This window comes from Sneathiella chinensis, from assembly GCF_012720115.1.
In the GTDB taxonomy this organism is placed as follows: domain Bacteria; phylum Pseudomonadota; class Alphaproteobacteria; order Sneathiellales; family Sneathiellaceae; genus Sneathiella; species Sneathiella chinensis.
Window position 1 is genome coordinate 1 of sequence record NZ_VNWN01000008.1, and the last position, 16,102, is coordinate 16,102.

The 16,102-nt window shown below is 56.2% G+C and carries 15 protein-coding genes, 1 tRNA gene and 1 pseudogene; 8 read left to right on the top strand and 9 right to left on the bottom strand.

Features of this window, described 5'->3' with window-relative positions:
* Both FQB27_RS14850 and FQB27_RS14855 read right to left on the bottom strand, forming a co-directional pair.
* A pseudogene (locus FQB27_RS14850) lies at positions 1–1,172 on the bottom strand (hypothetical protein); the annotation flags it as partial.
* 255 nt (positions 1,173–1,427) lie between these two features.
* Complete coding sequence (locus FQB27_RS14855) at positions 1,428–1,922, bottom strand: MarR family winged helix-turn-helix transcriptional regulator (protein ID WP_169561859.1); 495 nt, start codon at positions 1,920–1,922, stop codon at positions 1,428–1,430.
* Between the two features lie 318 nt (positions 1,923–2,240).
* Between FQB27_RS14855 and FQB27_RS14860 the strand changes: the two genes are divergently transcribed.
* Both FQB27_RS14860 and FQB27_RS14865 read left to right on the top strand, forming a co-directional pair.
* Entirely contained in the window at positions 2,241–3,710 is a 1,470-nt protein-coding gene (locus FQB27_RS14860; RefSeq protein WP_169561860.1) for a hydroxymethylglutaryl-CoA synthase family protein, read from the top strand.
* A gap of 3 nt (positions 3,711–3,713) precedes the next feature.
* Positions 3,714–4,919, top strand: a complete 1,206-nt coding sequence (locus tag FQB27_RS14865; protein WP_169561861.1) for an acetyl-CoA acetyltransferase — start codon at positions 3,714–3,716, stop codon at positions 4,917–4,919.
* A 98-nt stretch (positions 4,920–5,017) separates the two neighbouring features.
* Here FQB27_RS14865 and FQB27_RS14870 read toward each other — a convergent pair whose 3' ends face one another.
* Positions 5,018–6,064, bottom strand: coding sequence for a porin (locus FQB27_RS14870; protein ID WP_169561862.1), 1,047 nt, complete (start codon positions 6,062–6,064; stop codon positions 5,018–5,020).
* A 356-nt stretch (positions 6,065–6,420) separates the two neighbouring features.
* Here FQB27_RS14870 and FQB27_RS14875 point away from each other — a divergent pair.
* Positions 6,421–6,497: transfer RNA gene (locus tag FQB27_RS14875), tRNA-Arg, on the top strand.
* Positions 6,498–6,564: 67 nt separating this feature from the next.
* On the opposite strand, the gene FQB27_RS14880 is transcribed toward FQB27_RS14875, so the two are convergent.
* From FQB27_RS14880 to FQB27_RS14905, 6 genes are all read right to left on the bottom strand, one after another.
* Positions 6,565–6,744, bottom strand: coding sequence for a DUF3012 domain-containing protein (locus FQB27_RS14880; protein ID WP_169561863.1), 180 nt, complete (start codon positions 6,742–6,744; stop codon positions 6,565–6,567).
* A 51-nt stretch (positions 6,745–6,795) separates the two neighbouring features.
* The gene (locus FQB27_RS14885) at positions 6,796–7,653 is read right to left on the bottom strand and encodes an OmpA family protein (RefSeq protein ID WP_169561864.1); all 858 of its coding nucleotides are present in this window, start codon (positions 7,651–7,653) and stop codon (positions 6,796–6,798) included.
* Between the two features lie 287 nt (positions 7,654–7,940).
* Positions 7,941–8,348: a hypothetical protein gene (locus tag FQB27_RS14890; RefSeq protein WP_169561865.1), complete on the bottom strand. Its 408-nt coding sequence runs from the start codon at positions 8,346–8,348 to the stop codon at positions 7,941–7,943.
* Positions 8,349–8,477: 129 nt separating this feature from the next.
* Positions 8,478–8,696 carry a DUF3126 family protein gene (locus FQB27_RS14895; protein WP_169561866.1) on the bottom strand — a complete coding sequence of 73 codons (219 nt, stop codon included), beginning with the start codon at positions 8,694–8,696 and terminating at the stop codon, positions 8,478–8,480.
* 15 nt (positions 8,697–8,711) lie between these two features.
* Positions 8,712–9,200: a cold-shock protein gene (locus FQB27_RS16955; RefSeq protein ID WP_169561867.1), complete on the bottom strand. Its 489-nt coding sequence runs from the start codon at positions 9,198–9,200 to the stop codon at positions 8,712–8,714.
* Positions 9,201–9,338: 138 nt separating this feature from the next.
* Positions 9,339–10,121, bottom strand: a complete 783-nt coding sequence (locus tag FQB27_RS14905) for a CbiX/SirB N-terminal domain-containing protein (protein WP_169561868.1) — start codon at positions 10,119–10,121, stop codon at positions 9,339–9,341.
* 260 nt (positions 10,122–10,381) lie between these two features.
* On the opposite strand from FQB27_RS14905, the gene dctP reads away from it, so the two are divergent.
* The 5 genes from dctP (at position 10,382) to FQB27_RS14930 (ending at position 15,924) form a co-directional block, all read left to right on the top strand.
* Complete coding sequence (dctP, locus tag FQB27_RS14910; protein ID WP_169561869.1) at positions 10,382–11,416, top strand: TRAP transporter substrate-binding protein DctP; 1,035 nt, start codon at positions 10,382–10,384, stop codon at positions 11,414–11,416.
* Positions 11,417–11,499: 83 nt separating this feature from the next.
* Positions 11,500–12,138 carry a TRAP transporter small permease gene (locus tag FQB27_RS14915; protein ID WP_169561870.1) on the top strand — a complete coding sequence of 213 codons (639 nt, stop codon included), beginning with the start codon at positions 11,500–11,502 and terminating at the stop codon, positions 12,136–12,138.
* Positions 12,138–13,496 (top strand): TRAP transporter large permease, encoded by a 1,359-nt coding sequence (locus FQB27_RS14920; RefSeq protein WP_169561871.1) that lies wholly within the window; start codon positions 12,138–12,140, stop codon positions 13,494–13,496. Before FQB27_RS14915 ends, FQB27_RS14920 begins: the two co-directional genes overlap by 1 nt.
* Positions 13,497–13,555: 59 nt before the next feature.
* Entirely contained in the window at positions 13,556–14,716 is a 1,161-nt protein-coding gene (locus FQB27_RS14925; protein WP_169561872.1) for an acyl-CoA dehydrogenase family protein, read from the top strand.
* Positions 14,717–14,757: 41 nt separating this feature from the next.
* A complete protein-coding gene (locus tag FQB27_RS14930) occupies positions 14,758–15,924 on the top strand; it encodes an acyl-CoA dehydrogenase family protein (RefSeq protein ID WP_169561873.1) in 1,167 nt (388 codons plus the stop codon).
* Positions 15,925–16,102: the final 178 nt, after the last annotated feature.

Consider the following 16,102-nt stretch of genomic DNA (forward strand, 5'->3'; position numbering starts at 1 on the left):
ATCACCCAGTCCTGATTGCCCGTTCCGGTCAGGGTCCAGTTGGCAGTCCCATACTTCCAAAAAGTACCAAATCCGACATATTTCTTCGTTGGATCTGCCGGATCCCCGATCAGGGAAACATCGAAGCTGTCATTCGTACCGCCGGACAGAAAGAACTTATCCGCATTGCTGTGAGCAACAACCCGCCCTGTGACACTTGCTCCTCCGTACAACAAGAACTCATTAGTCCCACCGATAAACCGGACGGCATCGCCCAACGCGCCACCACCGGTATGATCCCCCCCTGAAATCGTCCCCATGTTAATTATAGTAACATTATTTGCGATGATACCGGTCCCTCCCTGCGGAGAGGTAATCCTGCGGCTCACCCCACCGGTTATGGAACCGTAGTTCCATAGGGTAGCATCCTCTATCTCAACTCCGGCCCCGCCAGAGCCACCTTCGCCCCCCAATATTGAACCATCGGTCCAATTAAGCAAGGATCCAGCCGACAGTACAACACCTGTGCCCCCCCGGCCATCCCGGACCATGCCGCCCCCGACACCCCCATCGCCGCCACGCACAGTACCGTGGTTTTTCAACTCAGCCTCACTACCCTGCACAAAACCTGCACCGCCAGCGCCACCGCTGCCGTCATGTTCCGGCAGACCTTGCCCTGAAAGACCACCATCGCCACCGTTCCCGCCATAGACGTTCACACCGGTATTAATAGTCACAGTCCCGGCGTCCACCACATGAAACCCATCCCCGCCCGCGCCGCCACCACCGCCGCCGCCGTGGGCCTGCGGATGGAAAACGCTTGAACCGTCTCCACCGTTACCGCCATGTCCGCCCTGCACGGATGCGGTAGCCGTGTAATCGAACCCAGGAGCAGAGAGAAACAAACCATAATACCCACCGCCGCCGCCGCCGCCGCCGCCGCCGCTTTCGCCCAGACTTGAGTTGGCAAAAGAACCATCCCCTCCGTCCCCGCCATCACCACCGTTGCCGAGCGTTCCTGCCGCGCCGCCGGCACCGCCCGCAACGCCAAAACTACTCTGTTCACCACTCTCCCCGGCCTGAGCGATCGAACCGCCAGCGCCTCCGGCTCCCCCAGAACCGGCACTACCACCAACATTCTCGCCGGATCCCGCGGATCCCCCGCCCGCCAGAGCCTGCTCAGGGAGACACAAGCCCAGCAGGCTCACGGTTGCCATCAGGGCAAAAAAGTGTCTCGTTGCAACAGAGGAGCGGGATGAACAGTTCTCAGACAGAATTTTCATGGCAGCAGTCACATCGTCAAATAAGAGAAAAACTTATCAGACAATACCACTCACAAAGGCGTACAACCACCGGTATTTATTATCATTTTCTGAAGAGTTATCATTTTCCGAAAAAGGGCGGGAGGTCGCCACGCCGCCGACAGTTTATTTTTCCAAAGAGCACCCTCAGCGTTTTTCGGGCGTTCGGTCGAGAACAATATCCGTGGCGTTCTTCAAATCCTCGCCATTTTCAAGGGCATGCAACAGGTTTTCCCGCACCTTCAGCAGGCTTCCCATCAAGCGCCGGGCTTCCTCGTCATCCAGACCGGCGCCGGCAATTTCATTCACCTGCTGACCGCACGCAGCAAGGACCCGGCCAATGGGGCGCGCTGCCTCTTTCAGGGAGACCCGCTTGATACGCCGATCCACAGGATCCACCCGGCGCTCCACCAGTCCGCGGACTTCCAGCCGTTCAACCAGCCCCCCCACGGTGACGGTCCCCACATCCATCCGTCGTGCAATTTCCGATTGTGGCAGGCCATCCTCGATAAAAAGCTGGGCCAGCACCCACGCCTGAGAGGTGGTCAATCCATGAGGCTCCAGCAACCTGTCGAACAAGCGCGCCCGGAAACGGGCAATATCGCTGAAAACGAAACCGGCTCTGTGATCCTTGTAATCCATACGTCTTGCTTTCCTTTTTCCGTCCGAGACGGTGATCGGACACCCCCACCCTGAACGGGCAACTGTATCCCGCACCATTAGTACGCTAGATAATAATTAGCTTGCTTATTAACATGGCTGGCATTAGATTTCCAAGGTATTTACCCGATTGCAGGCCCACCCGAAACAAGCAAAAAAACAAGGGCGGACCTGACCACCGGGGAACGGGAGCAAGACGCGGCGACTGACACCCCTCACGTTACGCGACCTGAAACATACTTGACCAAATTTGACGAGACGCATCCGTACAATCAAAAACAACTATTGAAGGAGGCAAGAGTGGAAGTTGGAATTTTGGCCTATGGTGGCTACATTCCGCAAAGCCGGTTACAGCGAAGCGAAATTTTCAAGACACATGCCTGGATCAACCCCGGCCTGAAGGGCCTCTCCAAGGGGGAACGCTCCATGGCCAACTGGGACGAGGACAGCGTGACCATGGCCGTCGAGGCGGCGCGGGACTGCCTTGCGGATCATGACCGAAACGATTTGTCCGGCCTGTATATGGCCTCGACAACCTTTCCGTTTCTCGATCGCCAGAATGCCGGCATTGTGGCCGATGCCCTGAGCCTGAGCAGCGGCATCCAGACCCTTGACTTTGCCTCCTCCCAGCGGGCGGGCACATCCGGCCTGACGGTTGCCCTACAAATGTCAGGGAATGCGGGGAAACCGATCCTGTTCACCACTGCGGAAAAGCGCCATACAAAAGGCGCAAGCACCCTTGAGTTTACCACAGGGGATGGCGCCGCCGCCCTGATGGTCGGCTCTGGCGATGTTATTACCCGCTTTGTGGGCAGCCACACCGAAGCGGTCGATTTCGTCGATCACTACCGCGGTGAACAGGCGTCCTATGACTATCAGTGGGAAGAACGCTGGATCCGGGATGAGGGATATTTCAAGATCGTTCCCGCAGCCGTGACAGCCCTGCTGGAGAAAACCGGTGTTTCCGCAACGGACATCACCACTTTCTGCTTCCCGTCCGCAGCCCGCAACGTTGCCGCCAGCCTTGCCAAGAAGCTCGGCCTTCCGGAACAGTCCGTTGCCGACAACCTGCAGGCCAATTGCGGCGAAACAGGCACCGCCCATGCGGTTGTCATGCTGGTTCATGCCCTTGAAACCGCAAAGCCGGGCGACAAGATTCTGGTTGCCAGCTTTGGTCAGGGCTGCGATGCCCTGCTGTTCGAAGTGACCGACGCCATTTCAAAACTGGCCCCGCGTCAGGGGATCAGCGGCTCTCTCGCCCGTCGCCGGGCGGAAACCAACTACGCCAAGTTCCAGGCCTTCAACAAGCTGGTGACCCTTGATCTTGGCATCCGCGCCGAAGTGGACAAGAACACCGGCCTGACCACCTTGTACCGGAACCGGAAAATGGCGCAGGGCATGGTCGGCGGACAATGCTCCAAATGCGGCACGGCCCAGTTCCCGAAAAGCAATATCTGCGTGAACGAGAATTGCGGCGCCATTGACACGCAGGAGGATTATCCTTTTGCGGACCGCGTCGCGAAAATCAATTCCTTTACGGCTGACCGGTTGACCTTCTCGCCGAACCCGCCTGCCTACTACGGCATGGTTCAGTTCGAGGGCGGCGGACGCCTGATGGCTGATTTCACCGACATTGACCCGGAAGGGGAACTGGAAGTGGGCACGAACATGAAGATGATGTTCCGGGTCAAGGACTATGACGATAACCGGGGATTCCGGCGCTACTTCTGGAAAGCGACGCCTGTGAACCCGCAGAGCAAGGGAGAATAACCGATGGCATCGGGAATCAAGGATAAAGTTGCTATTTTGGGCATGGGTTGCTCCGCCTTCGGCGAACGCTGGAACGACAACGCGGAAGACCTGATCGTCGAGGCCTTCATCGAGGCCATCGAGGATGCCGGCATCGACAAAAGCCAGATCAACGCCGCCTGGTTCAGCACCGGGATCGAGGAACAGCATGTGGGCAAGTCAGCGGTTCCGCTGTCCATGGCCCTCCGCCTTCCGAACATTCCGGTTACCCGGCTTGAAAACTATTGCGCCAGTGGCTCGGAAGCCTTCCGAGGCGCCACCTATGCCGTGGCCTCCGGGGCGTGTGACATCGCCCTTGCCGTGGGCGTCGAAAAACTGAAGGACACCGGCTATGGCGGTCTGCCGCAGCGGAACCGCGGGTCTGTCAACGACCTGTTCTGGGCCAACGCATCCGCCCCCGGCTCCTTTGCCCAACTTGCCACCGCCTACCGGGCGAAGCATGATGTCAGTGCCATGGACCTGAAACGGGCGATGGCGCATATCTCCGTGAAAAGCCATGACAACGGCGCCAAGAACCCAAAGGCCCATCTTCGCAACCGCATTGACGAAGACAAGGTCATGAACGCCCCGATGATCGCAGAGCCCCTTGGGCTGTTCGATTGCTGCGGCGTGAGTGACGGGGCGGCCGTTGCCATTGTTACCACACCGGAAATCGCCAAGGCCCTTGGCAAGAAGGATCTGGTGACAGTGAAGGCCATGCAGCTTTCCGCCTCAAACGGCCGTGAAGCGCAGCATAACTCCTGGGATGGCAGCCATTTTGTCACCACCCGGGCAGCGGCAAAGCGGGCCTACGAGGAAGCTGGCATTTCCAATCCGCGTGAACAGATCAGCCTGTTCGAGGTTCACGACTGCTTCTCCATCACCGAACTGGTCACCATGGAAGACCTGTTCATTTCCGGTGAAGGGCGGGCTGTCTTTGACATCATGGACGGTTTCTTTGACGCGGACGGCAAGGTCCCCTGCCAGATCGATGGCGGCCTGAAATGCTTTGGTCACCCCATCGGCGCCTCTGGCTTGCGGATGATCTATGAAATGTATCTGCAGATGCAGGGCCGCGCCGGTGAGCGCCAACGGAGTCAGGAGCCTATCTTCGGGATGACCCATAACCTTGGGGGCTTCCCGCATCAGAATATCTGCTCCATCACCATTGTCGGTAAGGAAGGCGCCTGACGCCTTTCCCCTGCGGGTGGGCCCAGGCTCACCCCTTCGGACACAAAAAAAGGGCAAGCCGCGAGGCTTGCCCTTCGTTCTTTGGTCAACCGGTCCAATTAGAAGGACAGAGCTGTACCTACGAAGAAGACAGTTGCATCTTCGCTACCGGAAGCGCCAACCAGAGCGTCTTCACCGTTAAAGAACTGTACACCACCGAATGCGGTGATTCCCGGGCCGAGGACGTAGTTACCACCGACGACAACAGCGTCGAGAGTTCCGTCTACAGCGTCGTCCAGTTCAACACGAGCGTACTGAACGCCAACCTGCCACGGACCCTGACCGTAGGTTACGCCAACGTTGTAGTCGTCGCGCTGACGGTCGTTGATGCCAGAATCGTTTTCAGTGCGCTTCCATGCACCACCAAATGTGAAGCCAGCAACACCGAACTGTGCACCGAGAGAGATTTCTTCGATGTCGTCAGCTGTGGAAGAAGTCAGGATGTCGTAACCAGCAGATGCCTTAACGGAAACTTCGTTGAAGGTGTTCGTGTAGTTTACGGCGATGCTGTAAGCTTCGTCACGTGCGCCTTCGTTCAGGATCGGGTCAGATGCATCAGCTGCACCACCGGTTTCCTTGTCGGAGTCCGGAGTGTAAGACGCACCGAACTGGAAGCCGGAGAAACGCGGTGTGAAGTAGGTGATCTTGTCTGCGTCGCTCTGCTCGGTCGGAGCAGTTGACGGAGTTGTGAAGCCAGCAGCTTCAGCGTTCGGGTCGTTCAGGGACCATGCGATTACTGGATCCGGAGACGCGTAGTGCATCAGGTATGCTGCGCTGTTTTCGGAACCGACGTTAACACGACCGAAAGAACCCTGTACGAACATGTAGGTTTCGTCGATCTGGTCGCCAGCAGTGTAAGCTTCGAGCTGGATGTTGACACCGAATTCCAGACCGTTGTCCAGAACAGTGCTACCAGTGAAGTGAACTTCGCCTTCGTGACGAACGTCAGTCGGAAGCTGGTCGCCCTTGTCGTAGTCTGCCACTACGAAAGAGGACTGCAGGTAACCGCCGAGGTCCAGCTTGATCGCTTCAGCTGCGCTTGCAGAGCCAGCGGCGACTGCGGAAGCAGCTACGAGGGCAGTTGTGCCCAGGATAACTTTTTTCATGTCATTCTCCACCCCGCCTGTCGAAACAGAACAGGACATTGATACTATTGAGGGAAGGTTTGTTTCCAAACCCGTGATCCCGAAAGTCGGGAACAGGAAACTTGTACTGACAAATCATGAATAAAAGAAAGTGACCGCCGTCACAGTCGTTTTCCGTCAAACAATTCGCCCCCAATTGTGTTATTTATGCAACGGCAGTTCCGAGGTCATTTTCCCGTCAGGAAAGGGGCAAAAACGCACGCAATCCGGCACGGAAAGTCAACAAACCCAAGGGGACTGACAAAATACTTGGATTACAAAATCAAAAACGATAAAAGAAAGCGGAGGTGGACTAAGTCTTCAATACTGTCCGCTTTGGCCCCGTAGCTCATCAGGATAGAGCACCAGATTCCTAATCTGGGGGTAGCAGGTTCGAGTCCTGCCGGGGTCACCATTCTTTTTCGGGAATGGTGACCGCATTCGGGTTGGTCCCATCAGGACCCTTACAGCATACAGGGCCGTTACAGCACGCAATGCTTGGTGAAGTCGGTGAGTTCGTTCGGTGTCCAGTCACCTTTCGGCTTTTCCTTCATGTCCTCACACCATTCCTTACTGCCCACTTCCGGGGAACAGGCGGAAATCGTAAAAGCCATGACGACAACGCCAGCGGTTCCTACCAGAGCCTTGATCACATTCTTCATGTACATCTACCTTTCGTGAAAGGCAGGGCTCGAAAGCCCTGCCCCGTCAGATTACTTGCTTTCAACCGTAATGGTTGCACGGCGGTTCTTCTGCTCACGAACGTTGTCTTCTGTCGGAACGCTCAGCTTCTGTTCGCCGAAGCTGCGCATGATGACATTCTTCGGATCCATTCCCATGTCCATGGCGGAAATGGCGACGGCTTCCGCACGACGCTCGGACAGAGCCTGATTGTAGTCGCTCGGACCGGAGGTGTCGGTGTGACCGGCAATGGTGATACGCGGACGTTGGAAGTTGTTCACGTAGGCAACAGCGGCCTGCAGACGCTCGGAAGAGCCCGGCAGCATTTCGGTGCTGTCAAACTTGAAGAAGACTTCCCAGGTCTTGGCATCCATGACAGCCGGAGCCGGTTTCGGAGCCGGAGCGGCAACCATGGTTTTCTTCTCTACTGCGTCCATGGCAGCAATGAAGGCATCGCGGCAAGCGGCGATATCGTCAGGCTGGAAGTTTTCTTCCTGTTCCTGAACCCAGCAGTCAAAGCTGGTCTGTGCGCGAGCAAGATCGGTCGTTGCCTTGTCCTTGGCAGTCCCCGCCAGAGCGGCAACCAGGCGCTGATGTGCGCCGTTCATGACAGCCTGACGGTCGGACGGGATCTGCCATTTGGCCGGATCATACGGGGCCGGGGTTTCGCCAACCGCTGCCATGGCGGCCTTTTCGGCAAACCGGTCAGAATCGGTATAGTCGCCTTCACCATATTCTGATTTGGAAAGGCTGATATAGTCTGCGTACAGTGCCTTGTCGAAAGTGGAACCCGCAGCTTCCATCCGTTCTGCTTCACCCAGCTTGCCGCCACATGCAGCAAGGGTCAGGGAAGCGGCGCCCAGTACCGCGTAGGTCATAAAGTTGTTCATATTTGTCCCCTCAATCAGAAAGATCGTTGGCTTGTTTGGTTCGGATTAAACAGAAATTCTGTTGGCACCCGGTTACGTGATGAAAACGCGATACACAAATACCGCATTGCAATTGTAATCCAGTATTTAGACAAAATAATATGGATTAAAACATTAAAATCAACAATTAGTGACATAATTATGGCAGGGAATAAGGCTGTATTCGAATTCGGCAGGACTGTCGACATTCTTGCAACAAGGGCACCCACATAACGCCAATTCCCGGTATGCGGGCTTTGGCGCGCCTTTTACTGGCGAAGGATGGGCCGGGCCGCAAAGGTGCCGCCAGCCGCCTTGCCCCATGGCCCGGAACTGGTGACCACAACCCACCGGAAGGGCGGCCTGCCAAGCTGGCTGATTTCTTCTTTTCCTGCCCGGCTCAGGGACACAATCACCTGATCCGCCGGAGAGATTTTTTCAATATTGCACCGTACGGACTGCGCCGGGAGCCAGATTTTAGTGGGAACGGTTCCGCGGATACGATGCCGCTTTTCCGGGCCGGACCGGGACAGAAGGTAACAGTCCCCCGCAAACCGGCTGCCCGCATCGCCGCTGATCGCAAGCTCGATCATGTCCGGGGCGGCCATGGCCGAACCGCTGGCCCACGCATTGCAGGCCAACAGAAACCATACCACCCTGAAAAAACCGCGAACCATTGCCGAAAACCCTTTTCCCTGAAATCTCTTCTGGCGGGAGCCTGAAAGGATAGCCTCCCCCCAAACGTAAAAAAACCCGGTATCAGGAGACGATACCGGGTCTTAAAAAATCGTTTCTTCCCCGAAGAATCAGGATGTTTCGGGCAAGTCCATCGCCAGAATACTCATATGGAAATCAAACGAAACCTCGCCTTCATCCTCATCCCGGAAGACAACGCCGATAAACTCATCCCCCAGCAACACTTCCGCTGATCCGTCGGAAGGGCGGCGTTCCTGGACAATGAATTCCTCATTGCCAAACTTTTCTCGTAGATAGCGTTGAACCCGGAGGGTTTCAGAACGTGTCATAATGTCCCCGATTGATTAAAGTACTTCAAGTTTGTCTGCGATCGGACCTTTCAGCCCCCGCCGGACAACACATTTCACCTTGGCGTCCACACCGAAGTTGTCCATGTCAACTTCCGAACGCTCCAGCATGTTGGTGTGGAAGAAAATGTCGGCCCCGCCGTTCTCCGGGGTCACAAGGCCGTATCTGTGCTCGGGCACAAATCTGGTCACGATACCATCCACCTCGGTTTCATCCAGCGTCCCGGCATCCCCGGCAGCGCCGCCTTCCGGTTCATGAATTGCGGCAACCTGTGGGCCGCGATCCCCTTCGACCAGATCGACAACGATGCGCATTCCTTCGGTGAATTCAGTATAGGACGTATCCTGCACAACGGAGATATGCACGAAAGCATCCGGCGAACCGTCAGCAGGAGAAACGAAACCAAAACCCTTGGCTTCGTCAAAGAACTTTACTGTTGCAGCAATATTCTTGCGTACAGGCTTGGAAGACTTGCGATCATTCATCCGTAAGGGACCTCGTTGTAAAAACTCTCTCTGCAATACAAAAAATAAAAGGAAATCTCAAATGATTCCGACATTTTCCCGATATTCGGCCGGGAACTGTGGTCTGTTCGCACTGTTTCGCGGGTCGACCTACCTCACTTATTTAGCGCCCCGGACCGGCGCCGCATAGCGACGGGTCACACTTTCCTGGATCAACCGCACCACTTCCGGCCTGACACCCACAACCCCGGCATAGTGAACCTCTGCCAATGTGCTGTTGCCTGCGGCCTTCTCCATCTGTTCCCACGCCGTCAAGGCGGCTGGCACATCCACAGAAGCATGCGGCCCGGCCGCAGAAAACAGGCCAAGCACGATAACCGGTGCCTGATCCTCCTTGCGGCCCCTCATCAAATCCTCAAATCCCGGTGCCTCTTCCAGAAAAAAGCTGGAAACGGCACGAAAGTCCCCGATTCTTTCAAGTTCCCCCTGCTGGAACAGGGCGGCTTCGCGCGATGCCCCCGACGATTTCGAGCCATGAGCCGCCAGCACCACATGCGCCTGCCCTGTCGCGATCCCCAGCGTCCGGCAGGCCTCGCCCGCCATCTGCTTCAGGATTTCCGCAAGGAATGGATCAACCCCCAGCGCATCACACTGGTAAAGACTCCGCTCCGGCTCATGACGTTCCCCGCTCACAAGCCCGAACACCTCCGGGATTTTCCGCCGGGCGAAATACCCCTCGCTCATGAAGAAGGGAAGAATAAAGACCTCTCCGGCAGGCAAGTCCGGCACCGGACCGCCCCCGGTCAGGAAATGAACCAGAACGCTGCCGTACCGATTGCTCTGACGCAGGGTTTCCGCATGCTCCCGCGCGGCCACCTCGGCAGCCTTGGAGGTGGAGGAGCCATGCCCCACAATAATCAAAGTTGGTCTGGTTGGTCGCATCGACCCACTCTCCGTCCTGAAATCCGAATACCGACCAAGCCCCGCATACTTCATGGAAGCAGGGCCCGTCTTGCCCCTTATCTATTGCACTTTGCCGGTGGATGGCCACTCAAAAAGCCGTCAACGCCTGTCCCTTTGAGCGGGAAAAGCCCTCTGAATCCCTCTCCATGCGAACAGAAAGTTGAATTCAGCCGAAAACCATGCTTTATTTGACGAAAATCAATAAACAAAAACTTAGTAACTAGGGAGAAACTAATCCAATGATCAAAAAGACAATCCTGTCTGTGGCAACCCTTGCCACTGCTGCCGGCCTTGCCTTCGGTGCCCATGCAGCAGAAATGGTCGACGGCCCCAAGGTAAAATGGAACATGTCCCTGTGGGGCAACCCGCGGGCGATTACCGCTGGTGCTGAACGGCTGTCCGAACTTGTCAAGGAACGGACTGGCGGAAAATTCCAGATCCAGCTGCACTATGGTGCCGCCCTTTCCAAGTCCCGTGAAAACCTCGACGGTATTGCCGTGGATGCTTTCGAAAGCGCCATGCTCTGCAACTTCTACTCTCCGCAGAAGAACCCGGCCCTGATGGCCCTGACCATGCCGTTCCTGCCCATGAGCAACTGGGAAGACAACCGCAAGATCCGTGATGCTGTCTATGCCCACCCGGCCGTCCAGAAGGAAATGGCCCAGTGGAACGCCATGCTCTACACCTCTTCATACCTGCCGCAGTATGAAATCATGGGCCGCGGTGAGCCGCCGCTGAAGCTGGAAGACTGGAAGGGTAAAACCGTTCGTGCCGGTGGTGGTGTGGCGGATGCCATGACCATTCTGGGCGCAACCCCGACCACATCCACCGCGACAGAAGTTTACACTGGCGTACAGCAGGGCACCATGGACGCAGCGTCCTTCCCGTTCTCTTACGCCCACGTAGCCTACAAGCTGCCGGAAGTGACCGACTGGTTCACCACGAACCTGTCACCGGGAACCTCTGACTGTCCGGTTCTGTTCTCCATCAACGCCTACGAGTCTCTTCCAGACCAGTACAAGAAGCTTCTGGAAGACGTGAAGGAAGACGTTATCAAGCACCAGATTCAGGCATATATCGACATCGATGCCAAGAACCTGCCCATGCTGAGAAGCCAGATGACCGAAGTCATCTATTCCGAGGAAACTCTGGCAGAATTCCGCCGTCTGGCCGGTAAGCCGGTTATCGAAAAATGGATCGAGGAAAACCAGAGCAAATTTGATGCTCGTGGCCTGATTGAAAGCATGTTCGCTGCGGTTGGCAAAACTTTCTAAAGCCCAACCTTTTTCCCTCCTGACGATCAATCCGGGGCAGAAGATTTTTCTGCCCCGGTAACCTTTCAAAATGGTGACTTCCCATGACTGACAGTTCTGGACACTGGCTGGAACGCATCGACAGCCTCTGGTCGAAACTAGAAAACTCCCTCAATTTCCTTGCTGGCTTCCTCGTCTTTATCCTGATGTTTCTGGGGGTAATCCAGATCATCCTGCGGACCGTCTATCGCAACCCGATTTACGGGTATATTGATATTGTTGAAGTGGCCATGGTTGGCTTTGCCGTCCTGTCCATCTCCTACGTCCAGCGTGTTGGCGCCCATGTCCGCATGGAACTGCTGATCTCACGCATTTCCGGACGGGCCCACTGGATTGCCGAAGCCATCAGCACGGCTCTCTCCATCTTTATCGTGGCTGTGCTTGTTCCCTACTCCTACAACCACTTCATGCGCGCCTTCAGCTTTGGCGACAGCACCATTGATATTCAGCTCCCCACATGGCCAGCCAAGCTGATCATTCCGGTTGCCCTTGGCGTTCTTCTGGTTCGCCTGATCATCCAGATGATCGGATACCTGCGCCTTGTCAAAGACCCTGATGCCAAACCAATTGCGGTTCCCCTGATCAAGGATGCGGAAACGCAAGCGGAAGAGGAAATCATGCATGCCGAAGAAAGCCTTCGGGAAAATCATGCCGACAATCAGTCTATCGGGGGTAAAAACTAATGCCTGAACTTAGTAATTTCACAATCGGGCTGATGGGTGTCGGCCTGCTTATTGTTATGGTCCTTCTGGGTGTGCGCGTGTTTGTTGCCGCCTCGTTGACCGGCTTTCTCGGGCTTCTCGCCCTCAAGAACTGGGATGTGGCCGCGGCAATCGCCGGGACAATCCCCCATTCCAAAACGGTAACCTATCCACTGTCAGTGTTGCCCCTGTTTATCCTGATCGGCTTCCTTGCCTTCTATGCAGGACTGACCACCAAACTGTTTGAAGCTGCCCGCCGCTGGCTGGGCTGGGTTCCGGGCGGTCTTGCCGTCGCAACCGTTTTTGCCACCGCCGGCTTTGCTGCCGTATCCGGTGCATCAACGGCCACCTCTGCGGTTTTCTCTCGCGTGGCCATTCCGGACATGCTGAAATCAGGCTATGACACGCGCCTGACCGCCGGTGTTATTGCCGCGGGTGGTACGCTCGCCTCGCTGATCCCGCCAAGTGCGATTCTGGTGATCTACGCCATTATCGTTGAGGAATCAGTTGGCGCCCTGCTGCTGGCCGGTTTCCTGCCGGGCCTCGTTTCCGCCCTGATCTATGCCGCGCTGATCATCATCATGTGCAAGATCAAGCCGGAACTGGGCCGATCCGTAACCGGTTTCACCTGGAAGGAACGTCTGGAAAGTATTCCGGGAACCCTGCCGATCTTTATCGTCATCGGGATTATCTTCGGGGCCCTCTATACAGGTGCTGCGACCCCGACCGAAGCCGGTGCTCTTGGCGCCATGGTGGTTTTTGGCATCTATATCTATCGTGCCTATCGGGAAAAAGCCCTCAACCAGATGAGTGGCCGTCTTCATGAGGCCCTGATCGAGACAGCCAAGCTGACCGTGATGATCTTCACCCTGATCTGGGGTGTGTTCCTGTTTGTCCGGTTCCTCGGCTTCGCCGGGCTGCCCACGGCCTTTGCCGACTGGGTTGTCACCCTCGACATGCCGCCGCTGCTGATCATGATCTGTATCCTGCTGGCCTACGCGGTTCTGGGGATGTTCATGGATGCGATCGGTATGCTGATCCTGACGCTGCCTGTTGTCTATCCGGCCGTGATTGCCTTGGGATACGATCCGATCTGGTTCGGGATCATCGTTGTGAAGATGGCTGAAATCTGCCTGATCACACCGCCCATCGGTTTGAACTGTTTTGTCGTGGCCGGGGTCTCGCGAGACCTCAGGGACGAAAACGGCAAATCCCTTGCCATCCCGTTGCAGGATGTGTTCCGGGGGATCGGTCCGTTCTTCGTGGCAGACGTGATCACGGTGGCGGTACTGCTGGTGTTCCCGCAAATCGTTCTTTGGTTACCACAAACCATGGGGTAAACTGGTAACCGAAACACCCCTCCCTCTGCTCAAGAAAAAAAACAAAAGGAGCATCTAAATTGGATTTCTCGTATACCAATGATCAATTGGAATTGCAGGAAACAGCCCGCAAGTTCGCTCAAAACGAACTTGCGGATCTTGCCAAGGAACTGGAAGAAAAAAACGAACCGGTTCCTCATGATTGGCTGAAACGGTATGGTGAACTGGGCTTTCTCGGCATCAATATCTCCGAGGAATATGGCGGGCTCGGCCTTGGTAACATCGAGGCCCTGCTGGTCCTTGAGGAATTTGTCAAGGTCTCCGCCGCTGTCGCCTTCCCTGTCTTCGAAAGCTCTGTGGGTCCGGTTCGGGCTCTTGAGCATTTCGGCTCTGAGGCCGTGAAGAAAAGAATCATCCCGGCGGTCTGCCGCGGTGAGAAAATTGTCGCCGTCTGCATGTCCGAGCCCGAAGCCGGCTCCGCCCTGACAGACCTGACAACCAAGGCCGTCAAATCCGACAATGGCTACACCATCAACGGCCAGAAACGCTGGTGCAGTGGCGGTGGTCATGCCGATGGGTATGTGGTTTACAGCCGCATGTCCGATGCCCCCGGTGCAAAGGGTATTGGCGCCGTGTTTGTTGAAAAGGGCACCAAGGGCCTGACCTTCGGCGAACGCGAACAGCTGATGGGCTTCCGCGGCGTTCCCAGCGCCGATATCTTCTTCGATGATGTGGAAGTACCGCTGGAAAACGAAATCGTTCCGGCTGGCGGCTTTCCCAAATTGATGGAAGCCTTCGATCTGGAACGGTGCGGTAACGCCACCATGTGCCTTGGCATCGCCCAGGCGGCCTTTGACCATGCCCTGGAATATTCCCAGGAACGCAAGCAGTTCGGCAAGCCCATCGTCGATTTCCAGGCGATCCAGATCAAGCTGGCGGAAATGGCCATGAAGCTGGAGGCGTCCCGCCTGCTGATTCACCGGGCCGCGCAGCAAGCCAATGACGGCCTGCCGTCGCTGAAAGATTCCAGTCTGGCCAAGTGCTTTGCCAACGAAATCAGCCGCGATGTTTGCGGTGTCGCGCTTCAGGTTCTGGGGGCCTACGGGTATTCCAAGTCCTATGGCATGGAACAGCGTCTCCGTGACAGCTGGGGTTGGGGTATCGCAGGCGGTACAATTGACATCCAGAAAGTCAATATCGCCTCTGCCCTGGTTGGGCGCCGGTTCAATCAGCGTGGTTAACCGCCCCATATAATAAGAACAAGAAGAAACAGGAGACCCTTATGGACTTCACTTTTACCGAAGAGCAGGAAGCCATTCGCGAGAATGTGGCTGCCCTCTGTGCAAAATTTGACGATGAATACTGGCGCGAGAAGGACCGGACCGGTGACTTCCCGCTCGACTTCCACAAGGCCATGGCCGATGCCGGCTGGCTTGGCATCACCATGCCGGAAGAATATGGCGGGGCTGGCCTTGGTGTGACCGAGGCGGCCATCATGATGCACGAGGTTGCCAAGTCCCCGGGCGGGATGTCTGCGGCCTCTGCCATTCATATCAACATCTTCGGCCCGCACCCGATTGTGGTCTTCGGCAATGACGAGCAGAAGGAACGCTGGCTGCCGGACCTGATCAACGGCCGGCTCAAGTCCTGCTTTGGCGTGACCGAGCCTAACGCCGGCCTGAACACCACCAGCATCCAGACACGCGCCGTCTGGGACGGTGAAAAATACATCGCCAACGGCCAGAAAATGTGGACCACCACCGGTCAGGAAGCAGACAAGATCATGCTACTGGCCCGGACCACCCCGAAAGAACAGTGCAAGAAGGCCACTGAAGGCCTGTCCCTGTTCTATACGGATTTGGACCGCACCTATTGCGATGTCCGGGTCATCGAGAAAATGGGCCGGAAATCTGTCGATTCCAACGAAATCTTCATCAACGATCTGCCGATCCCGAAAGAGGATCTGATCGGTGAAGAAGGCAAAGGCTTCCAGTACCTGCTGCACAGCCTGAACCCGGAACGGGTTCTGGTGGGTGTTGAAGGCGTCGGCCTTGGCATCAATGCCCTGAAGCGGGCGGCCAAATATGCGGCGGAACGGGAAGTCTTCGGACGTCCGATCGGCAAGAACCAGGCGATCCAGCACCCGCTTGCGGAAAACTGGATGGAACTGGAAGCGGCGCTTCTGATGGCCATGAAAGCAGCCAGCCTCTACGACAACGGGCTGGAAGCCGGTACCTATGCCAACGCAGCCAAGTATCTGGGCGGCGAGGCTGGCTTCAAGGCCTGTACACAGGCCGTCATGACCCATGGCGGTGTCGGCTATGCCAAGGAATTCACGGTTGAGCGCCTGATGCGCGAGGTCATGATCTGCCGGATCGCTCCGGTCAGCCCTCAGTTGATCCTCTGCTATATCGCTGAAAAAGCTCTCGGCCTGCCGAAATCCTACTGATAAGATCCTGATACGGGAAACGCCTGAAAACAAAAAAGAAAAAGAAATCAGGCGTTTCCCGCCTAAAAAGACAAGAAGGCAAGAATAAAGACGATGTTCAGTACAGAAGTACAAAGGCGCAAAAGCCGCCTGAAAAGAAAAAAGAGGTGCACCAGATTTCCAGATAAGGGGGGAAAAT